20 protein-coding genes and 1 tRNA gene are annotated in these 18628 nt (G+C 35.6%); 5 read left to right on the forward strand and 16 right to left on the reverse strand.

The genetic code is table 11. From position 1 onward, the window contains the following. Positions 1-36: 36 nt before the first annotated feature. Positions 37-1509 (reverse strand): MocR-like pyridoxine biosynthesis transcription factor PdxR, encoded by a 1473-nt coding sequence (gene pdxR / locus ABDJ41_RS20980; protein WP_349788095.1) that lies wholly within the window; start codon positions 1507-1509, stop codon positions 37-39. 154 nt (positions 1510-1663) lie between these two features. On the opposite strand from pdxR, the gene ABDJ41_RS20985 reads away from it, so the two are divergent. After that, positions 1664-2110: a GNAT family N-acetyltransferase gene (locus ABDJ41_RS20985; RefSeq protein WP_349788096.1), complete on the forward strand. Its 447-nt coding sequence runs from the start codon at positions 1664-1666 to the stop codon at positions 2108-2110. A gap of 36 nt (positions 2111-2146) precedes the next feature. Here ABDJ41_RS20985 and ABDJ41_RS20990 read toward each other — a convergent pair whose 3' ends face one another. The 6 genes from ABDJ41_RS20990 to ABDJ41_RS21015 form a co-directional block, all read right to left on the reverse strand. Then, positions 2147-3139 carry a diaminopimelate dehydrogenase gene (locus ABDJ41_RS20990; RefSeq protein ID WP_502930358.1) on the reverse strand — a complete coding sequence of 331 codons (993 nt, stop codon included), beginning with the start codon at positions 3137-3139 and terminating at the stop codon, positions 2147-2149. A 217-nt stretch (positions 3140-3356) separates the two neighbouring features. Beyond that, positions 3357-3929 carry a DUF1579 domain-containing protein gene (locus ABDJ41_RS20995; protein ID WP_349788097.1) on the reverse strand — a complete coding sequence of 191 codons (573 nt, stop codon included), beginning with the start codon at positions 3927-3929 and terminating at the stop codon, positions 3357-3359. Positions 3930-3989: 60 nt separating this feature from the next. Then, a complete protein-coding gene (locus ABDJ41_RS21000; protein WP_349788098.1) occupies positions 3990-4430 on the reverse strand; it encodes a carboxymuconolactone decarboxylase family protein in 441 nt (146 codons plus the stop codon). A gap of 77 nt (positions 4431-4507) precedes the next feature. After that, positions 4508-5080 (reverse strand): Crp/Fnr family transcriptional regulator, encoded by a 573-nt coding sequence (locus ABDJ41_RS21005; protein ID WP_349788099.1) that lies wholly within the window; start codon positions 5078-5080, stop codon positions 4508-4510. A 19-nt stretch (positions 5081-5099) separates the two neighbouring features. Further along, positions 5100-5948, reverse strand: a complete 849-nt coding sequence (locus ABDJ41_RS21010) for a hypothetical protein (protein WP_349788100.1) — start codon at positions 5946-5948, stop codon at positions 5100-5102. An 81-nt stretch (positions 5949-6029) separates the two neighbouring features. Further along, positions 6030-6884, reverse strand: coding sequence for a polysaccharide lyase (locus ABDJ41_RS21015; protein ID WP_349788101.1), 855 nt, complete (start codon positions 6882-6884; stop codon positions 6030-6032). Between the two features lie 136 nt (positions 6885-7020). On the opposite strand from ABDJ41_RS21015, the gene ABDJ41_RS21020 reads away from it, so the two are divergent. From ABDJ41_RS21020 to ABDJ41_RS21035, 4 genes are all read left to right on the forward strand, one after another. Further along, positions 7021-7569, forward strand: a complete 549-nt coding sequence (locus ABDJ41_RS21020) for a dihydrofolate reductase family protein (RefSeq protein ID WP_349788102.1) — start codon at positions 7021-7023, stop codon at positions 7567-7569. Positions 7570-7730: 161 nt separating this feature from the next. Continuing rightward, on the forward strand, positions 7731-7874 hold the full coding sequence (locus tag ABDJ41_RS21025) for a hypothetical protein (RefSeq protein ID WP_349788103.1): 144 nt from the start codon (positions 7731-7733) through the stop codon (positions 7872-7874). 469 nt (positions 7875-8343) lie between these two features. Beyond that, positions 8344-9324, forward strand: a complete 981-nt coding sequence (locus tag ABDJ41_RS21030) for a hypothetical protein (RefSeq protein WP_349788104.1) — start codon at positions 8344-8346, stop codon at positions 9322-9324. Between the two features lie 532 nt (positions 9325-9856). Beyond that, entirely contained in the window at positions 9857-10165 is a 309-nt protein-coding gene (locus ABDJ41_RS21035; protein ID WP_349788105.1) for a hypothetical protein, read from the forward strand. 484 nt (positions 10166-10649) lie between these two features. Here the strand turns inward: ABDJ41_RS21035 and ABDJ41_RS21040 are convergent. The 9 genes from ABDJ41_RS21040 to ABDJ41_RS21080 form a co-directional block, all read right to left on the reverse strand. After that, positions 10650-10729: transfer RNA gene (locus ABDJ41_RS21040), tRNA-Leu, on the reverse strand. A 60-nt stretch (positions 10730-10789) separates the two neighbouring features. After that, positions 10790-11074 (reverse strand): DUF3817 domain-containing protein, encoded by a 285-nt coding sequence (locus ABDJ41_RS21045; protein ID WP_349788106.1) that lies wholly within the window; start codon positions 11072-11074, stop codon positions 10790-10792. A 140-nt stretch (positions 11075-11214) separates the two neighbouring features. Beyond that, positions 11215-11751, reverse strand: a complete 537-nt coding sequence (gene hscB, locus ABDJ41_RS21050; protein WP_349788107.1) for a Fe-S protein assembly co-chaperone HscB — start codon at positions 11749-11751, stop codon at positions 11215-11217. Positions 11752-11756: 5 nt separating this feature from the next. Beyond that, positions 11757-13091, reverse strand: a complete 1335-nt coding sequence (gene rseP, locus ABDJ41_RS21055; RefSeq protein ID WP_349788108.1) for an RIP metalloprotease RseP — start codon at positions 13089-13091, stop codon at positions 11757-11759. A 37-nt stretch (positions 13092-13128) separates the two neighbouring features. Beyond that, on the reverse strand, positions 13129-14280 hold the full coding sequence (locus ABDJ41_RS21060) for a 1-deoxy-D-xylulose-5-phosphate reductoisomerase (RefSeq protein ID WP_349788109.1): 1152 nt from the start codon (positions 14278-14280) through the stop codon (positions 13129-13131). Then, positions 14281-15810, reverse strand: coding sequence for a GH3 auxin-responsive promoter family protein (locus tag ABDJ41_RS21065; RefSeq protein WP_349788110.1), 1530 nt, complete (start codon positions 15808-15810; stop codon positions 14281-14283). It lies immediately after the preceding gene. A gap of 7 nt (positions 15811-15817) precedes the next feature. After that, on the reverse strand, positions 15818-16603 hold the full coding sequence (locus tag ABDJ41_RS21070) for a hypothetical protein (protein ID WP_349788111.1): 786 nt from the start codon (positions 16601-16603) through the stop codon (positions 15818-15820). Beyond that, on the reverse strand, positions 16600-17568 hold the full coding sequence (locus ABDJ41_RS21075; protein WP_349788112.1) for a glycosyltransferase family 2 protein: 969 nt from the start codon (positions 17566-17568) through the stop codon (positions 16600-16602). The genes ABDJ41_RS21070 and ABDJ41_RS21075 overlap by 4 nt, the downstream gene beginning before the upstream one ends. A gap of 3 nt (positions 17569-17571) precedes the next feature. Then, positions 17572-18525, reverse strand: a complete 954-nt coding sequence (locus tag ABDJ41_RS21080) for a glycosyltransferase family 2 protein (RefSeq protein ID WP_349788113.1) — start codon at positions 18523-18525, stop codon at positions 17572-17574. Between the last annotated feature and the right edge of the window lie 103 nt (positions 18526-18628).

Raw genomic sequence — 18628 nt, forward strand, 5'->3', positions numbered from 1 at the left:
CAAATTATTAACAAACAAGCTTTTTCCTTATCATCATTATTGCCCTTTCATTTCATTATAAACCTCAGCCAATGTTTTAATCCCATTTTCTAATTCTTCTTCATTCAAAGAACCATAACCCAAGCGCATTCCAAATCTTGCGAGTCCATCATTATAAAAAGTTTCAGGAGGTACAATTTGAATATGTTTACGTTTTAAAAGCTCAGCATATTTATTAAAATCAATTTTTTCATTAAACTCGATCCAATAAGCCAATCCTCCCTCAGGACGTTTATGATTAAGTATAGTACCAAAATCCTTTGTCAAACATTTCTCCATCAAATCTCTCCTGTTCCTATATATTGATACTGCTTTTTTAGCATGTCGTCCAATGGTTCCATCTTCCATCAAATCGGCTATAGCATGTTCAAGAATATTATCTCCCTGACGATCTATTTGTGCACGTAGACTAATCAATGATTTCATAAACATATTCGGACCAGTAATATATCCAACCCGTATAGCTGGAGCAATCAATTTACTATATGAACTGATGTAAATCACATTTACAGCCATTTCACTACTTGCTAGAGCAAGGTTATTACCTGCGCCAAAATGATATTCGTGATCATAATCATCTTCTATAATGGCAAAACTGTATTTAATAGATAGCTCAAGAAGTTCTATTCTTCTTCCTGCTTTCATTGTTACGGTAGTTGGAAACTGATGGTGAGGTGTAACATAAACTGCTTTGATCTTATCATTTTTGCATAGTGATTCTAAAGCGTTAATATCAATCCCTTCCTGATCAACCTCTACCGTTTTAACTAAGGCACCATTTTCGGCAAATAGCCTTCTCACTGCAGGGTAGCCTGGGTTTTCAACAACTACAGTATCTCCATGATTAATTAATACCCTTGCTGTAAGATATAATGCCATCTGACTTCCCTTTGTAATACAGATATTTTCTGGATCAGCATGAAATCCCCTATCTCTGGATAAAAAAAGTGTCAACATCTCCCTTAGTTTTAAATCGCCACGTTCATCGCCATAGCCTAAAATACGCCACTTACCTTGTCTGTCTAAAATCCTTCTATAGGCTCTGGATAATTCTTTCAATGGTGCTAAATTTGCATCAGGAGCTCCTTCATTAAAAAAAATAAGATTTCCAGGAGTAGGTTTTTCAGTCAAAGGAGCAGATATAAATTCTCTGATTTCAAAATTGCTCTCCATCTTAACTGCTTCCTCCGTATTCAAGCCTTTTATTTCCGGCAGCTTATCCGAAACAAATGTTCCGGATTTCAACCTGGCTTCTGCCCAACCGTCAGCAATAAGGGATTCGTATGCAAATACAACTGTTTTTCGATTTACACCCAAATCGTTAGCTAGAGTTCTGGTACCAGGCAATGGAGCCCCCCTTTCCAATCTTCCTTTAACAATTTCTTCTCTAATACTTGCTGCAATTTCTTCGACTATTGTTTTACCTGAGTCGAATGAGATGTTAAAAGTGGTTTTCCAGGGTCTGATCATATTGCTTATACTAGATTAACTGATTATACAAGAGATCCCAAATTTACATGAATCCATCTAACTGGACCTATATAATTATAAAAACTGGAGGAATAAAGTGAGCCAGCATATTCGAACCTTTGTACATCATTTAATCACATATTTATTTAACAAGATGGAAAAAATAGTAAAAGCGGAAATCAAGCACCTCGATGAATTTGCTGAATTGTTTAATAGTTATAGAATCTTCTATCGTCAGGAATCTAATTTAGAAAAAAGCAAAGCCTTTTTAAAAGACCGGTTGATCAATGAAGAATCACTTACTTTTCTTGCAATCGAAGATGGGAAAGCGGTAGGATTTGCACAGTTATATTCCTTATTTCATTATAAAACGCTACAACGTCAATGGTTACTAAGTGACTTATTTGTTTCTCCTGAATATCGGGGAAAAGGCTTATCAGTTATGCTAATTGACAAATGTAAAACACTTTGTTATGAAACAGGGGCATGTGGTTTATTATTGGAGACTGAAAAAACCAACGATATAGGCAATCAGTTGTATCCCAAATGTGGATTTGAGGTTGATGAAGATCACAACTATTACAACTGGTGGAAAGTTTAAATAGCATAAAGTCGCCTCTTGGGAGGCGACTTTATATTACAACAACTCTTTTCTCAATTCTGCTGCTGATTTTGGAGATAAGTATCCTAATGGAATATCAAATACAGTTTTAGCACCTGTTTGACCTTCTTTTGCCATTTTACCAATTGCCCGTGTATAAGCGACTAATACACTAGCTGTAAACTCAGGATTACTTTCCAACTCTAAACTAAATTCAATTCTTTGTTTAGAGCCATTTCCTGTAACGCCAGAACGAAATACGATCCCGCCATGAGGCATAGTCGAATGGTTTTTCAACAATTCTTCCTCAGAAATGAAATTGACAGTAGTATCATATTGATCAAAATAATGAGGCATATTAATGATAGTATTTTCAATTTCAGCTAAATCAACACCTTCATTTGCTACAATGTAACATACCCTTTCATGTTTTTCTGCAGTTGAAAGTTGAGGATTTTCTCCTGCTCTAACCTTTTCTATTGCACTCTCCATAGGGATGGTATACTGAACTCCATTTTTAACACCATCAACGCGTCTTACTGCATCAGAATGTCCCTGGCTTAAACCCTTTCCCCAAAAAGTATAGTCTTCACCTTCTGGTAAAATACTTTGTCCTAATAATCTTGCCATTGAAAACAATCCCGGATCCCAACCTGTAGAAATTAAGCTTAGTTTACCATTGGTTTTAGAAGCCTGGTCAACCTGCTCAAAATATTCTGGAATTTTTGCATGCGTATCAAAACTATCCACTGTATTAAACAATTTTGAAATCATTATTACTTGTTCAGGCAAATCTTTTGCAGAACCTCCACACAGAATCATTACATCAATTTTATCTTTATAATCTTCTATTTGAGAAATCGATACCACTTTTGAATCCGTACTCAGATCAGTAGTTTCTCTTCTTGTAAAAATAGCAACCAGCTCCATATCTGGATTTTGCTGAATGGCCAACTCAGCGCCTCTTCCTAAATTACCATAGCCAACAATACCAATTCTTAAAATATCACTTACAGTGTTTTTCATCATCTCAATTTATATCCGTTTTTGTCAATTTATATTTATTCTATGCTCGTATTATACTCATGAAATCATAAGGGATTTGTGTACCGAATAGTGGTGATTATCTTTAGATAAGATTCATTCGGTTTGGCTAAGTTAAATATTATTGCTAAGATTTAATTAAGTAAAAGAGGCAATTAATATTGCATAAAAAAAAGAGGGATGAACAACATCCCTCTTTCTACTATTTCTGTCTTGAAAACTTAATCTCCATAGTTTTCATTTCCTTACCATCAGTGGTGCAGTACATTTCCATTGTTTGATTATTGTCGTCAACCAATTTAAAGACCTCTCTGATATCTATGTCTTTTCCGGTAGTAGGATCGACACTTTTTCCTTTAAAATTAATGGAATTCGTTGCCTCATCCCATGTCCCTTCCATCTGCATAATACCAGTCCCCATATTGTCTATCCAGGTCGACAAGAATATTTTTTTTGCATTATCGTAACCCAATAAACTTATCCCTTCAAAAGGCATCCCCATCATAGTGCCTTTATGAATTGACTGCTGGTAACGTCCACCCAAAATCATAGTGTTTTCACAAACAGATTTGCTTTTTGTTGGCGGAGAATCAGGCGCCATCCACATAGTGACATCCGAATTCCACTTACCGTCACTTTTCGCAATCATTTTGTGAATATCTCCTGGCGTCATGTAGCTTTGCCAGGCTTTCATCATGGCGTCATCCTGAGCACTAACGCGTACTGTTAAGGCAAAGAATAGCAAAGCCATAACAGATAATGTTAACTTTTTCATGTTTTTAGAATTAGTTTTCCCTATCCTAAATTTACGAAAAAAAAATGCTATCGTTATATATTATGCAGGTTGTATATGTGTAGCTATACACATTCTGTTCCAGCCATTTATAGTGATAATAGCCACCATAATTTGTGCTAACAAATTATCATCAAAAAAGGATTTTGCTTTTTGATAAGTCTCATCAGAAACTCCACCATTTGCAATTAAAGTCATTTCCTCTGTTAAAGCTAGAACAGCTCTTTCTTCATCTGTATAGAGCCCATCAACTTCTCTCCAGGCATTCAACAGGTAAATTCTCTGCTCGGTTTCTCCTTGTTTTCTCGCATCTACAGTATGCATATTGATACAAAATGCACAACCATTAACCTGGGAGGCTCTGATCTTGATCAATTCTTTCAATGTTTTGTTAATGGCAGTAGTAGCCAGATAGCTTTCCAGACCAGCTAAAGCCTTATAAGCAGCTGGTTCAAGCTCTGCAATGTTTATTCTTTTTCCCATTTCTTTTATGTTTAAATGATAGATCAAAGATAAATCAATGTCTTTTTTAAAAACTTAAACTGGTTTAAGAAATGAAATCAGGATTGTTTTTTTCTTAATTCACTAACATATTCCGGGGTAAGTCCTAAATAAGAGGCTAACATATACTGAGGGATACGCTGAACAAAATCGGGAAACAAACTTACAAACTGACGATAGTTTTCTTCTTTAGAATAGACGTGAAAATACTTAACCCGCATCTGTGCTGCTGCGTAAGCACGTTGCATCATCAGCATAAAGTAGCGTTCGAGCTGTGGTAATTGTTTTAACAACTCGTCTTGTTTATGATGTTCAATAGCAATAATTGTTGAAGCTTCTACTGCCTGAATATAAAAATGAGAGTTACTTTGTTTAGTCAAACTCATGTAATCAGCTATCCACCAGTTTTCCAAAGCAAATTGTGTAGTCTGCTCAATTCCTTTATTGTTGATGAAAAACATTCTGAGTAACCCTTTTTCTACAAAGTAGTTAGCCTTACAAACCTGGCCTTCTTTGATTAGGAAATCTTTCTTATTTGCGATTAAAGGCTTTACACTGGACAAAATCAGCTCTACCTCATCATTGTCCAGTGAGATGTATTTTCTAAGGTGGGTTATAAAGTTTTGATACATAGGATTACATTCAAATATATTAATAAAACAATACGAACTTTAATCCGATATGCTCCCCTCTCCTATTCGCACCATTAAAACGTGTTTTTAAGACTGTCCCATCCTTTAAATACAGTTCATCAATACCTGTTCCAGTTGAAGATTGGAAAATCATTGCCGAAAGCCCAAACAACATATAAGCGTTCAATGAAAAAAACAGCTCAAGGCCCTGATCAAACCTATAACCTTTGGCTGTATGTCTAAAGCTAACCGGTCTATTGAATTGTTCAATTAAATTCCAATCGGCCGTAGCAATATATTCAAGCTGATGATAGGTAACCAAAGCTTTCAATGTGAGCTTTTTTGATAAGTTTACTGCAGGCCTTAAACTTATAAATGGCCCGTTCCATCGGGTTTTGTAAGAACTGTTAATTTTTTCTACAGCGTCCTCATTGTAATCCAGTAAAGTTAGAAATTGTCTTTCATTTCTATACCCCACCACTGATGTGATCACATATTTCTTACTATCTAAAAATCTGAACCCAAGTCCTGCTGATATAGATTGCATTTTTCCTTCCTCGCTCTTCAAATTAGCTTGAAAAGAAGGATTTATCCTATTATCAAAATGATAATCAGTATCTGAAACCACACCTGAAATAATCTGGAATCTATATAGTTCTGTTTCTAAAAAAAACTTTCTCCAGACATCCCACTCAACATTCAATTGAAAAGCAGGTCCTTGCAGGTCTTTCCATATAAGTTCCGAATAGACATTTGGAGCCTGCCCGTTTAAATTTCCTGCGATAGACCAGTCAAGATCTTCAGAAGTATACCCAAAAGAACCTGTGACAGAAAGTTTTTTAGAACTTTCTGTTACTTGAGCCTTCAAATGCATTAAGCATACAAAAAATGCCAGCACAAAAAGCAGAGTGTACTTTAAAACATTATAGGCCTTCATTGAATAGGATAATTACAATGCCAATCGGGTCCAACTTAGATTGTCAAAGTAAATGAAACTAGTTGCACTAGATTGCCAGTCGACGGTACTACCTCCTCTGAAGTTTGAAAAGCAAAACTTGTTTGCCAACCTTTTTGTATCATCAGTCGTCCAGCGCATAGCTCTGTCTACCACTGAAGTTCCATTTATAGTTAATTTTAACCGACCATTCGTACTATTACCAGTATTACTTTTAAAATATAATTTGACTGTATACCAAGCACCAGGTGTGATACTTCCTGTAGCAGGATATCTTCCATAAGTGGTTCCATATGCATTCGCCTGATCTTTATGATATGCATAAGCTTGAAAGAAGCTACCATCGACATCTTGCTGCCAAACTAATCTCAAGCTACCACCTAAGCCGTCGCGTGCATCAGAGCCTCCTGAAGCCCCATTTCCGATCATAAAACCCCAGCCCAATTTTCCACCTTTACCTAGTTCGAAAGTACTGTTAAAAGCAACGTCAAATTGGATTTCATATTCAGATCCATCGGCCACATCTGCATAAGCAATCATTCCTCCAGCTGCACCAAGTGCATCTTTTAGTATGGTGATGCGACATTGCTCCTCCCGAAAAGCTGCTCTACTTTCGTTCCAGCCACTCATGATGTTGCCGAAATCGGTCTGCGCCTGGGCTAATGTATAAGCCGCATCAGCCCTACCGTTCCAATTGAGCGACCGGCTGCTATAAATTGCTCTGGGAACTGTCTGACCTCCTTCATTTGTCTTAGCTGATCCTTCATCGATATCCTTTTTACAAGAGAAAAATAATACTGGGATACATAATGCCAGTAACACACTGCATAGTTTTTGGTTAGTTTTCATTATTTTGTAATTTAGGTTAATTGTTCTTTCAGATCTTAGCCATCCACACTAGTCCTATTGTAAAGCACTAAATACCTTACAATTACATAACAATTCAAGAGGACCTAACAGGTAGAAGACTATAAAAACTATTCAAATGAGAAATATTATCTATGGAATCAATCTGACTGCAGATGGCTGTTGCGACCACACTAAGGGTAATGGCACTGAAGATGTTCATGAATATTTTACAGACCTCATGCAGGATGTTGATCTGCTCGTCTATGGACGTATAACTTATCAACTAATGGTTCCTTATTGGCCTGATATAGCAAAAAGCCAATCCGAGACAAAAACGTCGAATAAATTTGCACGAACATTCGATGCGATCGACAAAATTGTTTTTTCCAAATCATTAGACAGTGCTGAGGGGAATACGAGAATTATTCGTGGAAATCTCGCTGAGGAAATCTTAAAGCTGAAACAGCTACCAGGCAAAAAGATTTCAATTGGTGGTGTTGATCTTCCTTCTCAATTAATTGCACTTGGCCTGGTTGATGAATTTCACTTTGTAATTCATCCTGTCATTGTTGGGGAAGGAAGACGGTTGTTTGATAATATTAACCTTCAGAAGCGGTTAAACTTAAAACTCGTAAACTCGAAGGTACTTAAATCAGGATCTGTAGCGCTTCATTATATTATCTAAACTTATAATTCTCTCTATTCAGCTCAATATCATTTTTTTTATAATTGCATCACAGCGTATAAAACTATTCATTCGATGATGTAACAGTTAGTAGAGTCGATATCGAGAAAAAGACTTATCTCTATTATGGATCTTGCAATAGCGCTGACTTTATAGAAAAGATGGGATCAGTAATAATTGACTGGCAATTTGATGATTTTTTAATGGCATCAATGATCTTTCATAAAGATGGTAGAGTTGAATTAATTAATAATGGTGGAGGTAATTTTAAGATGATTGGTGGGAGAACTGAGATTTTTTTTTAGAAATTATTCAACCGTTGATTATTCTACAATAATGAGCAATTATCTGACGCCAGCTGGTTTTAAAAATCTATACGCCCTAAGCGATAATTTAGAGGCTGAAATAAAAAAAACAGTAAAAATAAAAGCTTTATAAAGATTAACAATAATGAATAAACTACTAATGAATTATGCCAAATAATAATAACAGGCAACTAGCCTGGCTTTACATCATACTTTCATTCGCTATTTTTTTCATTGTAATTAATTATCTTGTGGAATACCAACCTAACTAAATCTTCAGATGCCATCATTAGCATACTTTTGTGACGAATGAACCTCATGGTAAAGTAGCTAGGAACCACTTTTCCCGAAATACACATAGGGTAAATCCTTAATGAAATTCTTACCAATATGACTTATATTTTTTAACTTCATTTTTTGATCTACTTTTAATTAAAGAATTATAGATCAGGTGCGAATAAAAAATTTAATGAATCTATCAAAAATAAAAGATTTTATTTCAGGAATATTTTTACTTGCCATCCTTGTTTTAGCAGTAGCTTTTATCATTTATATGTGCTACAGAATATGGACAAGTCCCAATAATATTTTCCCCCTTAGTATGCTTGCATTAATGGGCGGTTTATTATTTGAGAGCATCAGAGTCGCAAAAAAATGGTCATATATCCTCTGGACATTTATCGGCAGTTTTATATTCAGCTTATTTATTTTTATTCCTGGAAAAAATGAGCGTTATTATAACTTCGAATCCCACCTAGTTTTGTGGCCATACATATTTTTAGCCCTTTTTACATTCATATCATCGATTGTTTACCGAGACAAAACCACTGCAAGATTAAATGAACAAATAACGTTGCTTCAGTCCATGGCAATAATTTATCTAGTTATTGACTACAATCTTTTACAATTAGATAATTGGCTTGCCTATACGTCATTAAGTATAGGCTTGCTATTTTGTTTGTTCTCATTTTTTAATGCTCTGACCCCTCTCATCCTATCTAAATCAAACAGGCTTTGGCTCAGCGTCTGGAGCTCCATAATCATGTTGATATTATCTATTGATAACATTTACAGGATTTTTAGCCAAGGGGAAATAGAAAATACATGGAATGTTTCCGATTCTTTAATTATTGGTTTACAATACTTTTTACTTGGAATTTCAGGAATGTACATTGGCAGAAATATTATTATGCTGTTGGGCTTCTTCCCAAGTAAGGGAAGCTTTTTTAACACAAAATATTTCAGAGATCTTGACGAAATTAAATATGCGCATATCAATAGATATGATGAAAAACAGAGCTATATCAGTCATTCTATCATCTGCATTTTATTAACCTTCGCTTGTTACTACATAAATTATCGCTATCAGTACCTCCCTGCCCATTCTGCGATATGGATAAGTTTTGTATTATTTCCTTTGTTTTTCACTCTTTCAAGATTAAGAAGATAATTCAAGTACAACACTGTGGAGATCACGCGTCGATAGACAGTCTATTTCGGGAAAATGGTTCTTCGTCACTTTTGTGGGAAACTCTAAATTTTGAATATGCTTAAACTTTTCTTCACTCCAAGAATTCCGCTTGATCCACTAAAATTCTAAAATAAAAAAAGCCTTAGATTTCTCTAAGGATTTAGCCCGTAATCCCCACCGTATTAAGGTCGAAACAGTTCAAGATTGATTTGCTAAGAAATGGCAAAATGGCTGTTAGTAAGGCGCTTTTAAAGCGAGTTTTACTTAAACATACATTACAGGCCGTTTCATAATAGCAAAAAAAGCTTCTAAATAGGGAAAAGATACTATTTTTACCCTATCTTTTTAATTCGGAATATTTAAATAAGGACATTAGGTAGTAAAAATTATAGTTATTGTTGAAAATTGTATCTTTGATAGTATCAAAAATTATACACTCTTATTACTCTTGATCGTAAGTTCTTTTGGTTGCACCGAAAAGCGTAGCAAAAAATTATTGACTTTGGATTCTTTGAAAAAGACCTATGCTGGTAAACCCATTAATATAACATTAACAAATAATCCTTCAGCTACTGCCCCCATAACCAGTCAATATGCTTACACTGATAATATTAAAAGCGACTTATCATTTAAACTGGAAAGTTGGTTTAAATACAAAGTAGCTGATGAAGAAGGTTATGGTTTTATTGCAACAACAGACAAACCACAACCAGATGACAATGAAATGGTTCTTATCGAAATAACCAATGGTGAAGGAAAGCGTGGTTTTGTTCATTACTCTTTTATAAAGGAATTTAATGAATTGTCTTACTATAAATAAGAGGCATACACATCTGGCGAGTGCCAAAAATTTCAAGTAATATTTTTTTGTTGTTTTAATTCTTGGGAGCTTTACGGCCAATCCAAATGATATATATTTAAACAATGCAACAATAAAATCTAACCTTGGAGGCACAAGAATAGCAATACAAAAAGAATGAACATGATGATACAGAATTAGTCGCAAAGATGCAGTAGCTGTAAAAGAAGTAGAGGATACAGGTAAAGCCCTAGATAATTACAAAGCTCTTTTAAAAGCCGAATATCAGGTATAAAAGAAACGGGGATAAATCCTAAGACTTACCCCCGTTAAATTAACGCTCTCGTCAATAAATATAGTGATTATATTGCTTCGTACAAAAAATTAATCAAATTGATTGAAACCAATTTAGTACCCATGAGCGGGAAAACTTTGAACACATAGAGGCTATCCCGGTAATCATTTCAAACAAAAAACCCCTCTTTACTTGCGTAAAGAGGGGTTGTACCCAGCGCCGGAGTCGAACCGGCACGGTTTCCCACAGGTGTTTGAGACCAGCGCGTCTACCAATTCCGCCAGCTGGGCATTTGCTTATTCAGCGGGTTGCAAATGTATAAATTGATATTATAAATACCAACTTTTATTTTAATTTTCTTCTTTTAATTTTTTATCAACCCAAAAAGGAGCAAAAGGAAGTAATGAAGCCACACCAAACATCGCTGTCTTCTTAAAACTCCATTTATACTCTACGAAAGCCATAGCTAAGAACGCTATATAAAGCACAAATAACAAACCATGTGCCCATCCAGTATACTTAACCGCAAGAGGCATTTCAGCCCAATATTTTAAAGGCATAGCAATAAATAACAGCAGTACATAAGAAATTCCTTCAGCAACAGCTACTTTTCTAAAAATTGATAATGTATTCATTCAGTTGGTTTTTATAATTCCTCAATTGTAAGACCTCACCATATTAACTGATACCATTCAATTGAACCTGAGGCCGAAATTACCTCAAATAAGCAGTGTAAAAAAGTCTAAAAATACTTTTTTACACTGCTTCAACAACACTATAGTGATGGGGTTGATTTATTTATACTTTCTCTTATGCGCATGAGATATTTATTGCGATAATACAAATCCTTAATAGCAGCAAGAGATTGCTGTTGTACAGACACATCCTGAGTATCAAAAGAAGCTGTTATTCCTAAAATTTTATCAGCAATCCCTTTCTCAATAGTCGCAATCTCTTCCTTTAGCGATGCCAGACGAGCAGGATCAGGATCAAATTGCAAATCCATTAACGACTCATTTACATCCATCATTTCCATTAAAAAGCTTTGAGGAAGCACATAATTTTCTCCTTCTACAAGCTGCCCTCTTAATTCTAAGATATAGTGCAGCCGTTTATGAGGGTCACTAAGCACCTGGTAAGCCTTATTATTCAGAGTACTTAATTCCAAAACCTCAGCTTGCTTCTCCTCACTTTCATTGATATAAAAGTCTGGATGAAACTGCTTGCTAAATTTATAAAATTGTTGCTTTACGACTGCCGGGTCAGGATTAAAGCTAACCGGCAATTCATAAAATTCAAAATAATCTACCATCTACTTTAATGCCTGAAAATAGCCTTAAAAATATCGTTCCCCAGCACAAAGACCATCAACGAGATTAACATCACGAATCCTACAATTTGTGCACGTTCCATAAACTTCTCTCCCAATGGTTTTCCTTTAATCATTTCAACAAGCAAGAACACAACATGTCCACCATCCAATGCTGGAATAGGTAACAAGTTCATAAATGCCAGAGCAATTGAAATAAAGCCAGTAGATGCCCAGAACTTAGCCCAAATCCACTCACCGCCATAAACCTTACGAGCAATCTCTACAGGGCCTGAAAATGCTTTATTAGCTTGTATCTTACCCGTTAACACTTTCCAGATTCCTTTAGCATTATCACTAAAAGTTTTCCATGCCTGATTTGCACCAACCGGCAATGCTGCCATTAAGCTATACTTAAGCGTTTCTTCTTTTATTTCATCAAAATTGAAAGCTATACCAATGGTCCCTGCAGTATCAATCGGCACATTAAAAAATAGATGCTCAGCACCTCTGTTCACTTCTATTGGAATAGTCTTACCCTTAAAATCAGGCACTAATGATCTCACATCAGCATCATATTTAATTGGAACACCATTTATTGCAACAATCCTATCTCCCTTTTCAATCCCTGCTTTTGCGGCCGGTTTTCCAGCTATAACACTATCCACAGTTGAAGTTAAAAGAGGCATCCTGCTAATAAACGCTTCAATTCCTAAGTCTGAAACCTTATTAAGAATATCTTCAGGTACTTTAATATCCATTGTCTGATCACCACGAACAAGCGTCAGATTTGTATTACCAAGTAAAACTTTAGAGCTGATCAGTTCATCAAAACGAATTACCTTATTACCATTAATGGCAATAATCTTATCTCCTTTTTTAAGACCTATTTCTTTACCGATGCTACCAGGATTAATTCCATTCTGAACAGAGCTGTTAGCGATATAAGTTTCTCCATATTTGAATGTAAGCATCCAGAAAATAAAAATACCAACAACGATATTTACAAAAACACCACCTAACATTACAATTAAGCGCTGCCATGCTGGTTTAGATCTAAATTCCCAGGGTTGTGCAGGCTGTGCCATTTGTTCAGTATCCATAGATTCATCTATCATACCGGCAATTTTCACATAGCCACCTAGCGGTAACCATCCTATTCCGTATTCACAATCACCTTTTTTGAAGCTAAATAATTTAAAACCCCATGCATCAAAAAACAAATAGAACTTCTCTACCTTAATTCCAAAAGCACGCGCTGCCAGGAAATGTCCCAACTCATGTAAAATTACTAATATCGATAATCCCAAAATTAACTGGGACGCCATAATCAATCCACTCATATTTTTATTTTAATATTCTATTTTGATTTAAAATGTTCTAATTTGTTACCAGTTGACCGGCAAATATACGTGTATACCGGTCTGTTTCTAAATAATTATTCAGACTTGGTTTTTCAACGAATGCAATTTCTTCCATACAAGCGGCTATAACGTCACTCATCTGTAAAAATCCAATCCTTTCTTGTAAAAATGCTTCTACAACAACCTCATTTGCAGCATTAATGATACAAGGCATATTCCCCCCTCTACGTAATGCAGTATATGCAAGTTCCAGGTTTCTAAATGTTTTCTGATCTGCTTTATAGAAATTCAATTCAGGATAATCCATAAAATTGAAACGTTTAAAATCACTGTGAATCCTATCAGGATATGCTAATGCATAATGAATGGGTAAATTCATATCTGGCAATCCCATTTGCGCTTTCATCGACCCATCGTTAAATTGCACCAAGGAATGCACAATAGATTGAGGATGTACAATAACATCTATCTGATCAACTTCCAGATCAAAAAGCCATTTGGCTTCAATAACTTCCAATCCCTTATTCATAAGGGAAGCTGAGTCGATAGTAATTTTAGCTCCCATTACCCAATTCGGATGCTTAAGTGCCTGCGCTTTTGTAACACTTCTTAAAAAATCAGCATCTTTCCCTCGAAAAGGCCCTCCTGAAGCAGTAAGGTAGATCTTTTCAATAGATGAATTAGATTCGCCTACCAGACATTGGAAGATGGCAGAATGCTCTGAGTCAACAGGAATAATTTTAACATTATGAGCTTTTGCAAGTGCCGTAATCAAATCACCTGCAACAACAAGCGTTTCTTTATTTGCTAAAGCGATGTCTTTTCCCGCCTGAATAGCAGCTACTGTAGGACTTAACCCTACTGAACCCACAATTGCTGTTAGCACCAAATCTACCCCTTCTAAAGATGCAGCTTCACATAAAGAAGCCTCACCTGCTAAGACTTTGGTATTTGTTCCAGATAAGGCTGTCTTTACCTGTTGATATTTACTGTCATCTGTAACGACTACCAATAGTGGCTTAAACTTAAGGGCCTGCTCAATTAATAAATTGGAATTAGAATGTGCTGTAAGTGCTAAAATCCTGTATAAATCAGGATTCGCTTCAATAACATTTAATGCCTGGGTACCCACAGAACCTGTGGAACCTAAAATAGATATATTTTTCAATTAAACTCTCCCCTGTTCTTCGTCATCGTGACGAGTTATAAAACCAAGTAAATCATTCGCTATCTTCCTGTCGTTCGACAAGCGCGGTACTTTATTTTGTCCGCCAAGCTTACCTTGTGCCCTCATATAGTTCACAAATGCATCTTTTTGCAAAGAACGAATGATTAAGGGTTGTAATATTTTACCTTCAATTAGGTCAAAATAGTAAATATTCTTCTTTTGTAAAGCATCATCAACTTTTTTACTGAATGATACCATATCTGATGGTGGAACTGAAAACTCTATAAACCATTCATGATAAGGCAGCTCGCCAGCAGGTGTACTAACCTGTGGGGCTACAGTAAACTCGGTAATTCCTACTCCCTCTTCATTAGCAACAGAAAGTAATGCATGCTCTACCTCTTCACCAATTACATGCTCCCCAAATGCAGAGATAAAATGTTTGATCCTACCAGTTACCATAATTTTATATGGATTTTTAGAAACAAACTTAACTGTATCACCAATTACATAACCCCAAAGGCCGGCATTGGTATTTAGAATCAAAGCGTAATTGGTATCTAACTCTACTTCGGCTAAACTTAAGCGTGTAGGGTTATCATTATAAAATTCATCTGCTGGAACAAATTCATAAAACATTCCTGCATTCGCCAGGAGTAAAAGTCCTTTGTCATCCTGACTATCCTGATAAGCAATGAATCCTTCAGATGCAGGGTATGTTTCAATAGAATCTATTTTTTTACCGATGCTGGCTTCAATTTTAGCTCTGTAGGGTTCATAATTTACACCACCATATACAAACAGTTCAAAATTCGGGAAAACATCCTTAATTCTCTTTCCTCCAGACCTTTCAGAAAGTCTGTCGAAATACATTTGTACCCATGGCGGTATTCCTGAAATAAGGGTCATATCCTGATCTATTGTTTCATCAACAATAGCATCAATTTTTTCTTCCCAGTCTTCTATACAGTTGGTAAGGTAAGAAGGCAAACGGTTTTTTTGTAAATATGCAGGCACCAGATTCGCTACAATTCCAGATAAACGTCCTACGTTAATACCGTTCTTTTTGCTCATGATAGGACTCCCCTGCAAAAAGATCATTTTGCCATCAATAAATTTCACCCTACCTGTCTCATGAACATAAGTGAGCAGAGCATTACGTGCGGCCTTAATATGTTCAGGCATTGATTCAGCCGAAATTGGAATATATTTAACACCAGAAGTGGTACCTGATGTTTTAGCGAAATATTGCGGTTTTCCTTTCCACATCACATCCTTTTCTCCTGCAACTACCCGATCAATATAAGGTCTTAATTCCTCATAATCCTTAATCGGAACGAGTTTCTTAAAATCTTCGTAAGTCTTGATTGATGCAAATTTATGATCTTTACCAAAAGAGGTATGCTTTGCAGTCTTGACCAACTTTTTAAGGATATCATGTTGAGCTTTTACTGCATTTCCTTTCCACTTATTTATGCCCTTTACCACAAGGGCAGCAAATGGCTTGCTTAATGCCGCTTTTAATCCCATAAAAATATTAAACTATATTATGAATAATGTCTGGGTCGCCCTCTCCCTTATATTCACTTATCATTTTCCTGTAGGCAATTGTTAAAGCTACGCTTGATAACGGAACGATAATGAAAGAACTGAGCACATTAATAAAGAAAGCCACTACAGGCCATTGTAAATAACTAACGAATAAATACAATACATGAAAACCGCCTAACACCAATAATAGCAAAAGGATTTTGGTAAAGTTTCCTTTAGTAGTAGCCAGACTAAATTTAATGGATAAAAAAGGTGGAAGATTTTTATCGATAATAAAAAATGGGAAGAATGAAATTCTTATCCAGGTAATAAATATGGCTATAATGCCTACAGAAATAGCAATATTGGTAATGATATCCATCCTAATACCTGTGTAAATAAATGGAAAGGCAATCAATATTACAATGGAATAAACCCCGATGATGCATAACATAAAATAGAGCATAGCTACAAGAAACCGTATAATCTGCTTCCTTGTAGGAATTGTATCTACGATGCTTACGTTCAATTCATCATCCAACAGATGAAAAATATATTTGAACAAAGATAGATTGATAGTAAAGTAGAACATGACAAAAAAGAAAGCCATCAGTATACTCAGCCCCATATTTACATCTTTAAGAAAAAACGCCATTAAACCAGATGCGTTGGAAGTAATGAACATTAAAAAGCAAAGTGTAGCGATCGAAAAATAATTCCTCCGCGTTACCGTCCAGGCTTTTCCTATTACCTCATTTACAGTAAATGTACTTTCCTTTAAAAACTCTATCATTGTTGTTTTAATACTATTCTTTTAAAAAAATCCTGCATAAAACCTAAGCCATAAGCTGTTAGTTGAATAAACGCAGCAATAATACTCAAAAATGCAACCTTTAACGATTTATTAACCTGCCATGAATGAAAAAATATCAACATCAGGTATAATAAAAGTATAAAGTTACATAAATACGCTAAAGGCCAATAAAATATATTTATTAGCACTGTAAATATGAATCCACAGGTAAAAACTGCCGGAAAAAAATGTACCAGTTTAAGCTCAGAAGGGAAATGTTTATAAATATTTATCCTCGCTCTGCCAAAAAAATGCAATTGTTTATAAAACTGAGCGAAGCTGGTACGTCTCTTATGGTAAACTTTAGCTCCAGGAATCAATCCAATCTTAAAGCCACTCTCATGAATCCTTATGCTATACTCAATATCTTCACCTAACCGTGTCAATATAAAGCCACCAACTTTTTCCCATACCTCCCGCGATACCCCCATATTAAAACTTCGTGGATGGAATTGCCCAATGTGCTTTTTATTCCCCCTTATTCCTCCTGTAGTAAATGGTGAGGTCATGGCATAACTGATCGCCTTTTGTACTGGTGTAAAGCTCTTATGCGCGGCATCTGGTCCGCCATAAGCGTCCAGCTTATGTTCAAAAAGGCAGTTCTTTACGGTTTCCAAATAATCATCAGGGATCAGACAATCCGAATCAAATATCACAAAGAAATCACCTTTAGCCCGTTCAAAACCATAATTACGCGCAAATCCCTGTCCCTCATTAGGTTTAAAAAAATACTTCACATCCAGCTTGTTGCTGTATTGTTCAACTATATCTTTTGCATCATTTACCGAACCATCTTCAATTACCAATACCTCAAACTGCGGATAAGTTTGTTTAGATAGCGTACTGAGCAGTTCATTTATTTCCTGAGGACGATTATAAAGCGGGATAATTATTGAAAAAAACATTACTTAAATGATTTCCTTTTCAATCAGATAATGGTTACGTTCTGTAGCATTCCTGGTTACCAATTCTGCCACAAACCCTGTTAAAAACAATTGTGAACCTACTATAATTGCTACCAATGCAATATAAAACAAAGGCTGATCTGTAACATCTCTTTTATAAGGGATGCTTACTGCAATATGATAAAGCTTTACACCTATTAACCAAATCGCCATAAATGTTCCAATCAAAAAGCTTAAAACACCTAAAGAACCAAAGAAGTGCATTGGTCTTTTCCCAAACTTCCCAACAAAGAAAATCGACAACAAATCTAAAAAGCCATTGATAAAACGACTAAGTCCAAATTTAGTTACGCCATATTTTCTTGCTCTATGTTCTACAACCTGCTCTCCTATCTTTTTAAAACCTGCCCATTTTGCAATTACAGGAATATAGCGATGCATTTCTCCATAAACTTCAATTGTTTTAACGACATCTTTACGATAAGCTTTTAAACCACAATTGAAATCATTTAGCTTTATGCCCGACATGCGTCTTGTAGCTGCATTAAACAATTTAGTAGGTATCGTTTTGCTGATTGGATCATAACGCTTCTTTTTCCAACCCGAAATAATATCAAGTTTTTCTTCTTTTAATCTACGGAACAATTCAGGTATTTCATCCGGGCTGTCCTGTAAATCAGCGTCCATTGTAATGATCACATCCCCTTCAGCCGCAGCAAAAGCTACGTTTAATGCTGCAGATTTACCATAATTCCTTCTAAATTTTATGGCTTTAACAGCATTATACTCCTTTTTTAAGCCTTCAATAACCTCCCATGAAGAGTCTGTACTTCCATCATCAACAAAAAGAATTTCATATGAAAAGTTATGCTCCCGCATTACCTTGGCTATCCAGGCGGTTAATTCGGGAAGCGACTCGTCTTCATTAAATAATGGGATTACAATAGAAATATCCATGTGTGTTTATAAACGCTAAAACCAACTGCAAACTTATGTAAAATCTGACAATTTCCTGCTACTCCTAACCTATACTCCCAATCTGCTCCCTACTGAAATAAAA

The organism is Pedobacter sp. ASV1-7 (genome assembly GCF_040203335.1).
Taxonomy (GTDB): domain Bacteria; phylum Bacteroidota; class Bacteroidia; order Sphingobacteriales; family Sphingobacteriaceae; genus Pedobacter.

Coding starts and splice junctions, on each gene's coding strand:
- pdxR (WP_349788095.1), bottom strand. CDS start 1,509: ATGATCAGACCCTGGAAAACCACTTTTAACATCTCATTCGACTCAGGT.
- ABDJ41_RS20985 (WP_349788096.1), top strand. CDS start 1,664: ATGGAAAAAATAGTAAAAGCGGAAATCAAGCACCTCGATGAATTTGCT.
- ABDJ41_RS20990 (WP_502930358.1), bottom strand. CDS start 3,139: ATGATGAAAAACACTGTAAGTGATATTTTAAGAATTGGTATTGTTGGC.
- ABDJ41_RS20995 (WP_349788097.1), bottom strand. CDS start 3,929: ATGAAAAAGTTAACATTATCTGTTATGGCTTTGCTATTCTTTGCCTTA.
- ABDJ41_RS21000 (WP_349788098.1), bottom strand. CDS start 4,430: ATGGGAAAAAGAATAAACATTGCAGAGCTTGAACCAGCTGCTTATAAG.
- ABDJ41_RS21005 (WP_349788099.1), bottom strand. CDS start 5,080: ATGTATCAAAACTTTATAACCCACCTTAGAAAATACATCTCACTGGAC.
- ABDJ41_RS21015 (WP_349788101.1), bottom strand. CDS start 6,884: ATGAAAACTAACCAAAAACTATGCAGTGTGTTACTGGCATTATGTATC.
- ABDJ41_RS21020 (WP_349788102.1), top strand. CDS start 7,021: ATGAGAAATATTATCTATGGAATCAATCTGACTGCAGATGGCTGTTGC.
- ABDJ41_RS21025 (WP_349788103.1), top strand. CDS start 7,731: ATGGGATCAGTAATAATTGACTGGCAATTTGATGATTTTTTAATGGCA.
- ABDJ41_RS21030 (WP_349788104.1), top strand. CDS start 8,344: ATGAATCTATCAAAAATAAAAGATTTTATTTCAGGAATATTTTTACTT.
- ABDJ41_RS21045 (WP_349788106.1), bottom strand. CDS start 11,074: ATGAATACATTATCAATTTTTAGAAAAGTAGCTGTTGCTGAAGGAATT.
- hscB (WP_349788107.1), bottom strand. CDS start 11,751: ATGGTAGATTATTTTGAATTTTATGAATTGCCGGTTAGCTTTAATCCT.
- rseP (WP_349788108.1), bottom strand. CDS start 13,091: ATGAGTGGATTGATTATGGCGTCCCAGTTAATTTTGGGATTATCGATA.
- ABDJ41_RS21065 (WP_349788110.1), bottom strand. CDS start 15,810: ATGGGATTAAAAGCGGCATTAAGCAAGCCATTTGCTGCCCTTGTGGTA.
- ABDJ41_RS21070 (WP_349788111.1), bottom strand. CDS start 16,603: ATGATAGAGTTTTTAAAGGAAAGTACATTTACTGTAAATGAGGTAATA.
- ABDJ41_RS21075 (WP_349788112.1), bottom strand. CDS start 17,568: ATGTTTTTTTCAATAATTATCCCGCTTTATAATCGTCCTCAGGAAATA.
- ABDJ41_RS21080 (WP_349788113.1), bottom strand. CDS start 18,525: ATGGATATTTCTATTGTAATCCCATTATTTAATGAAGACGAGTCGCTT.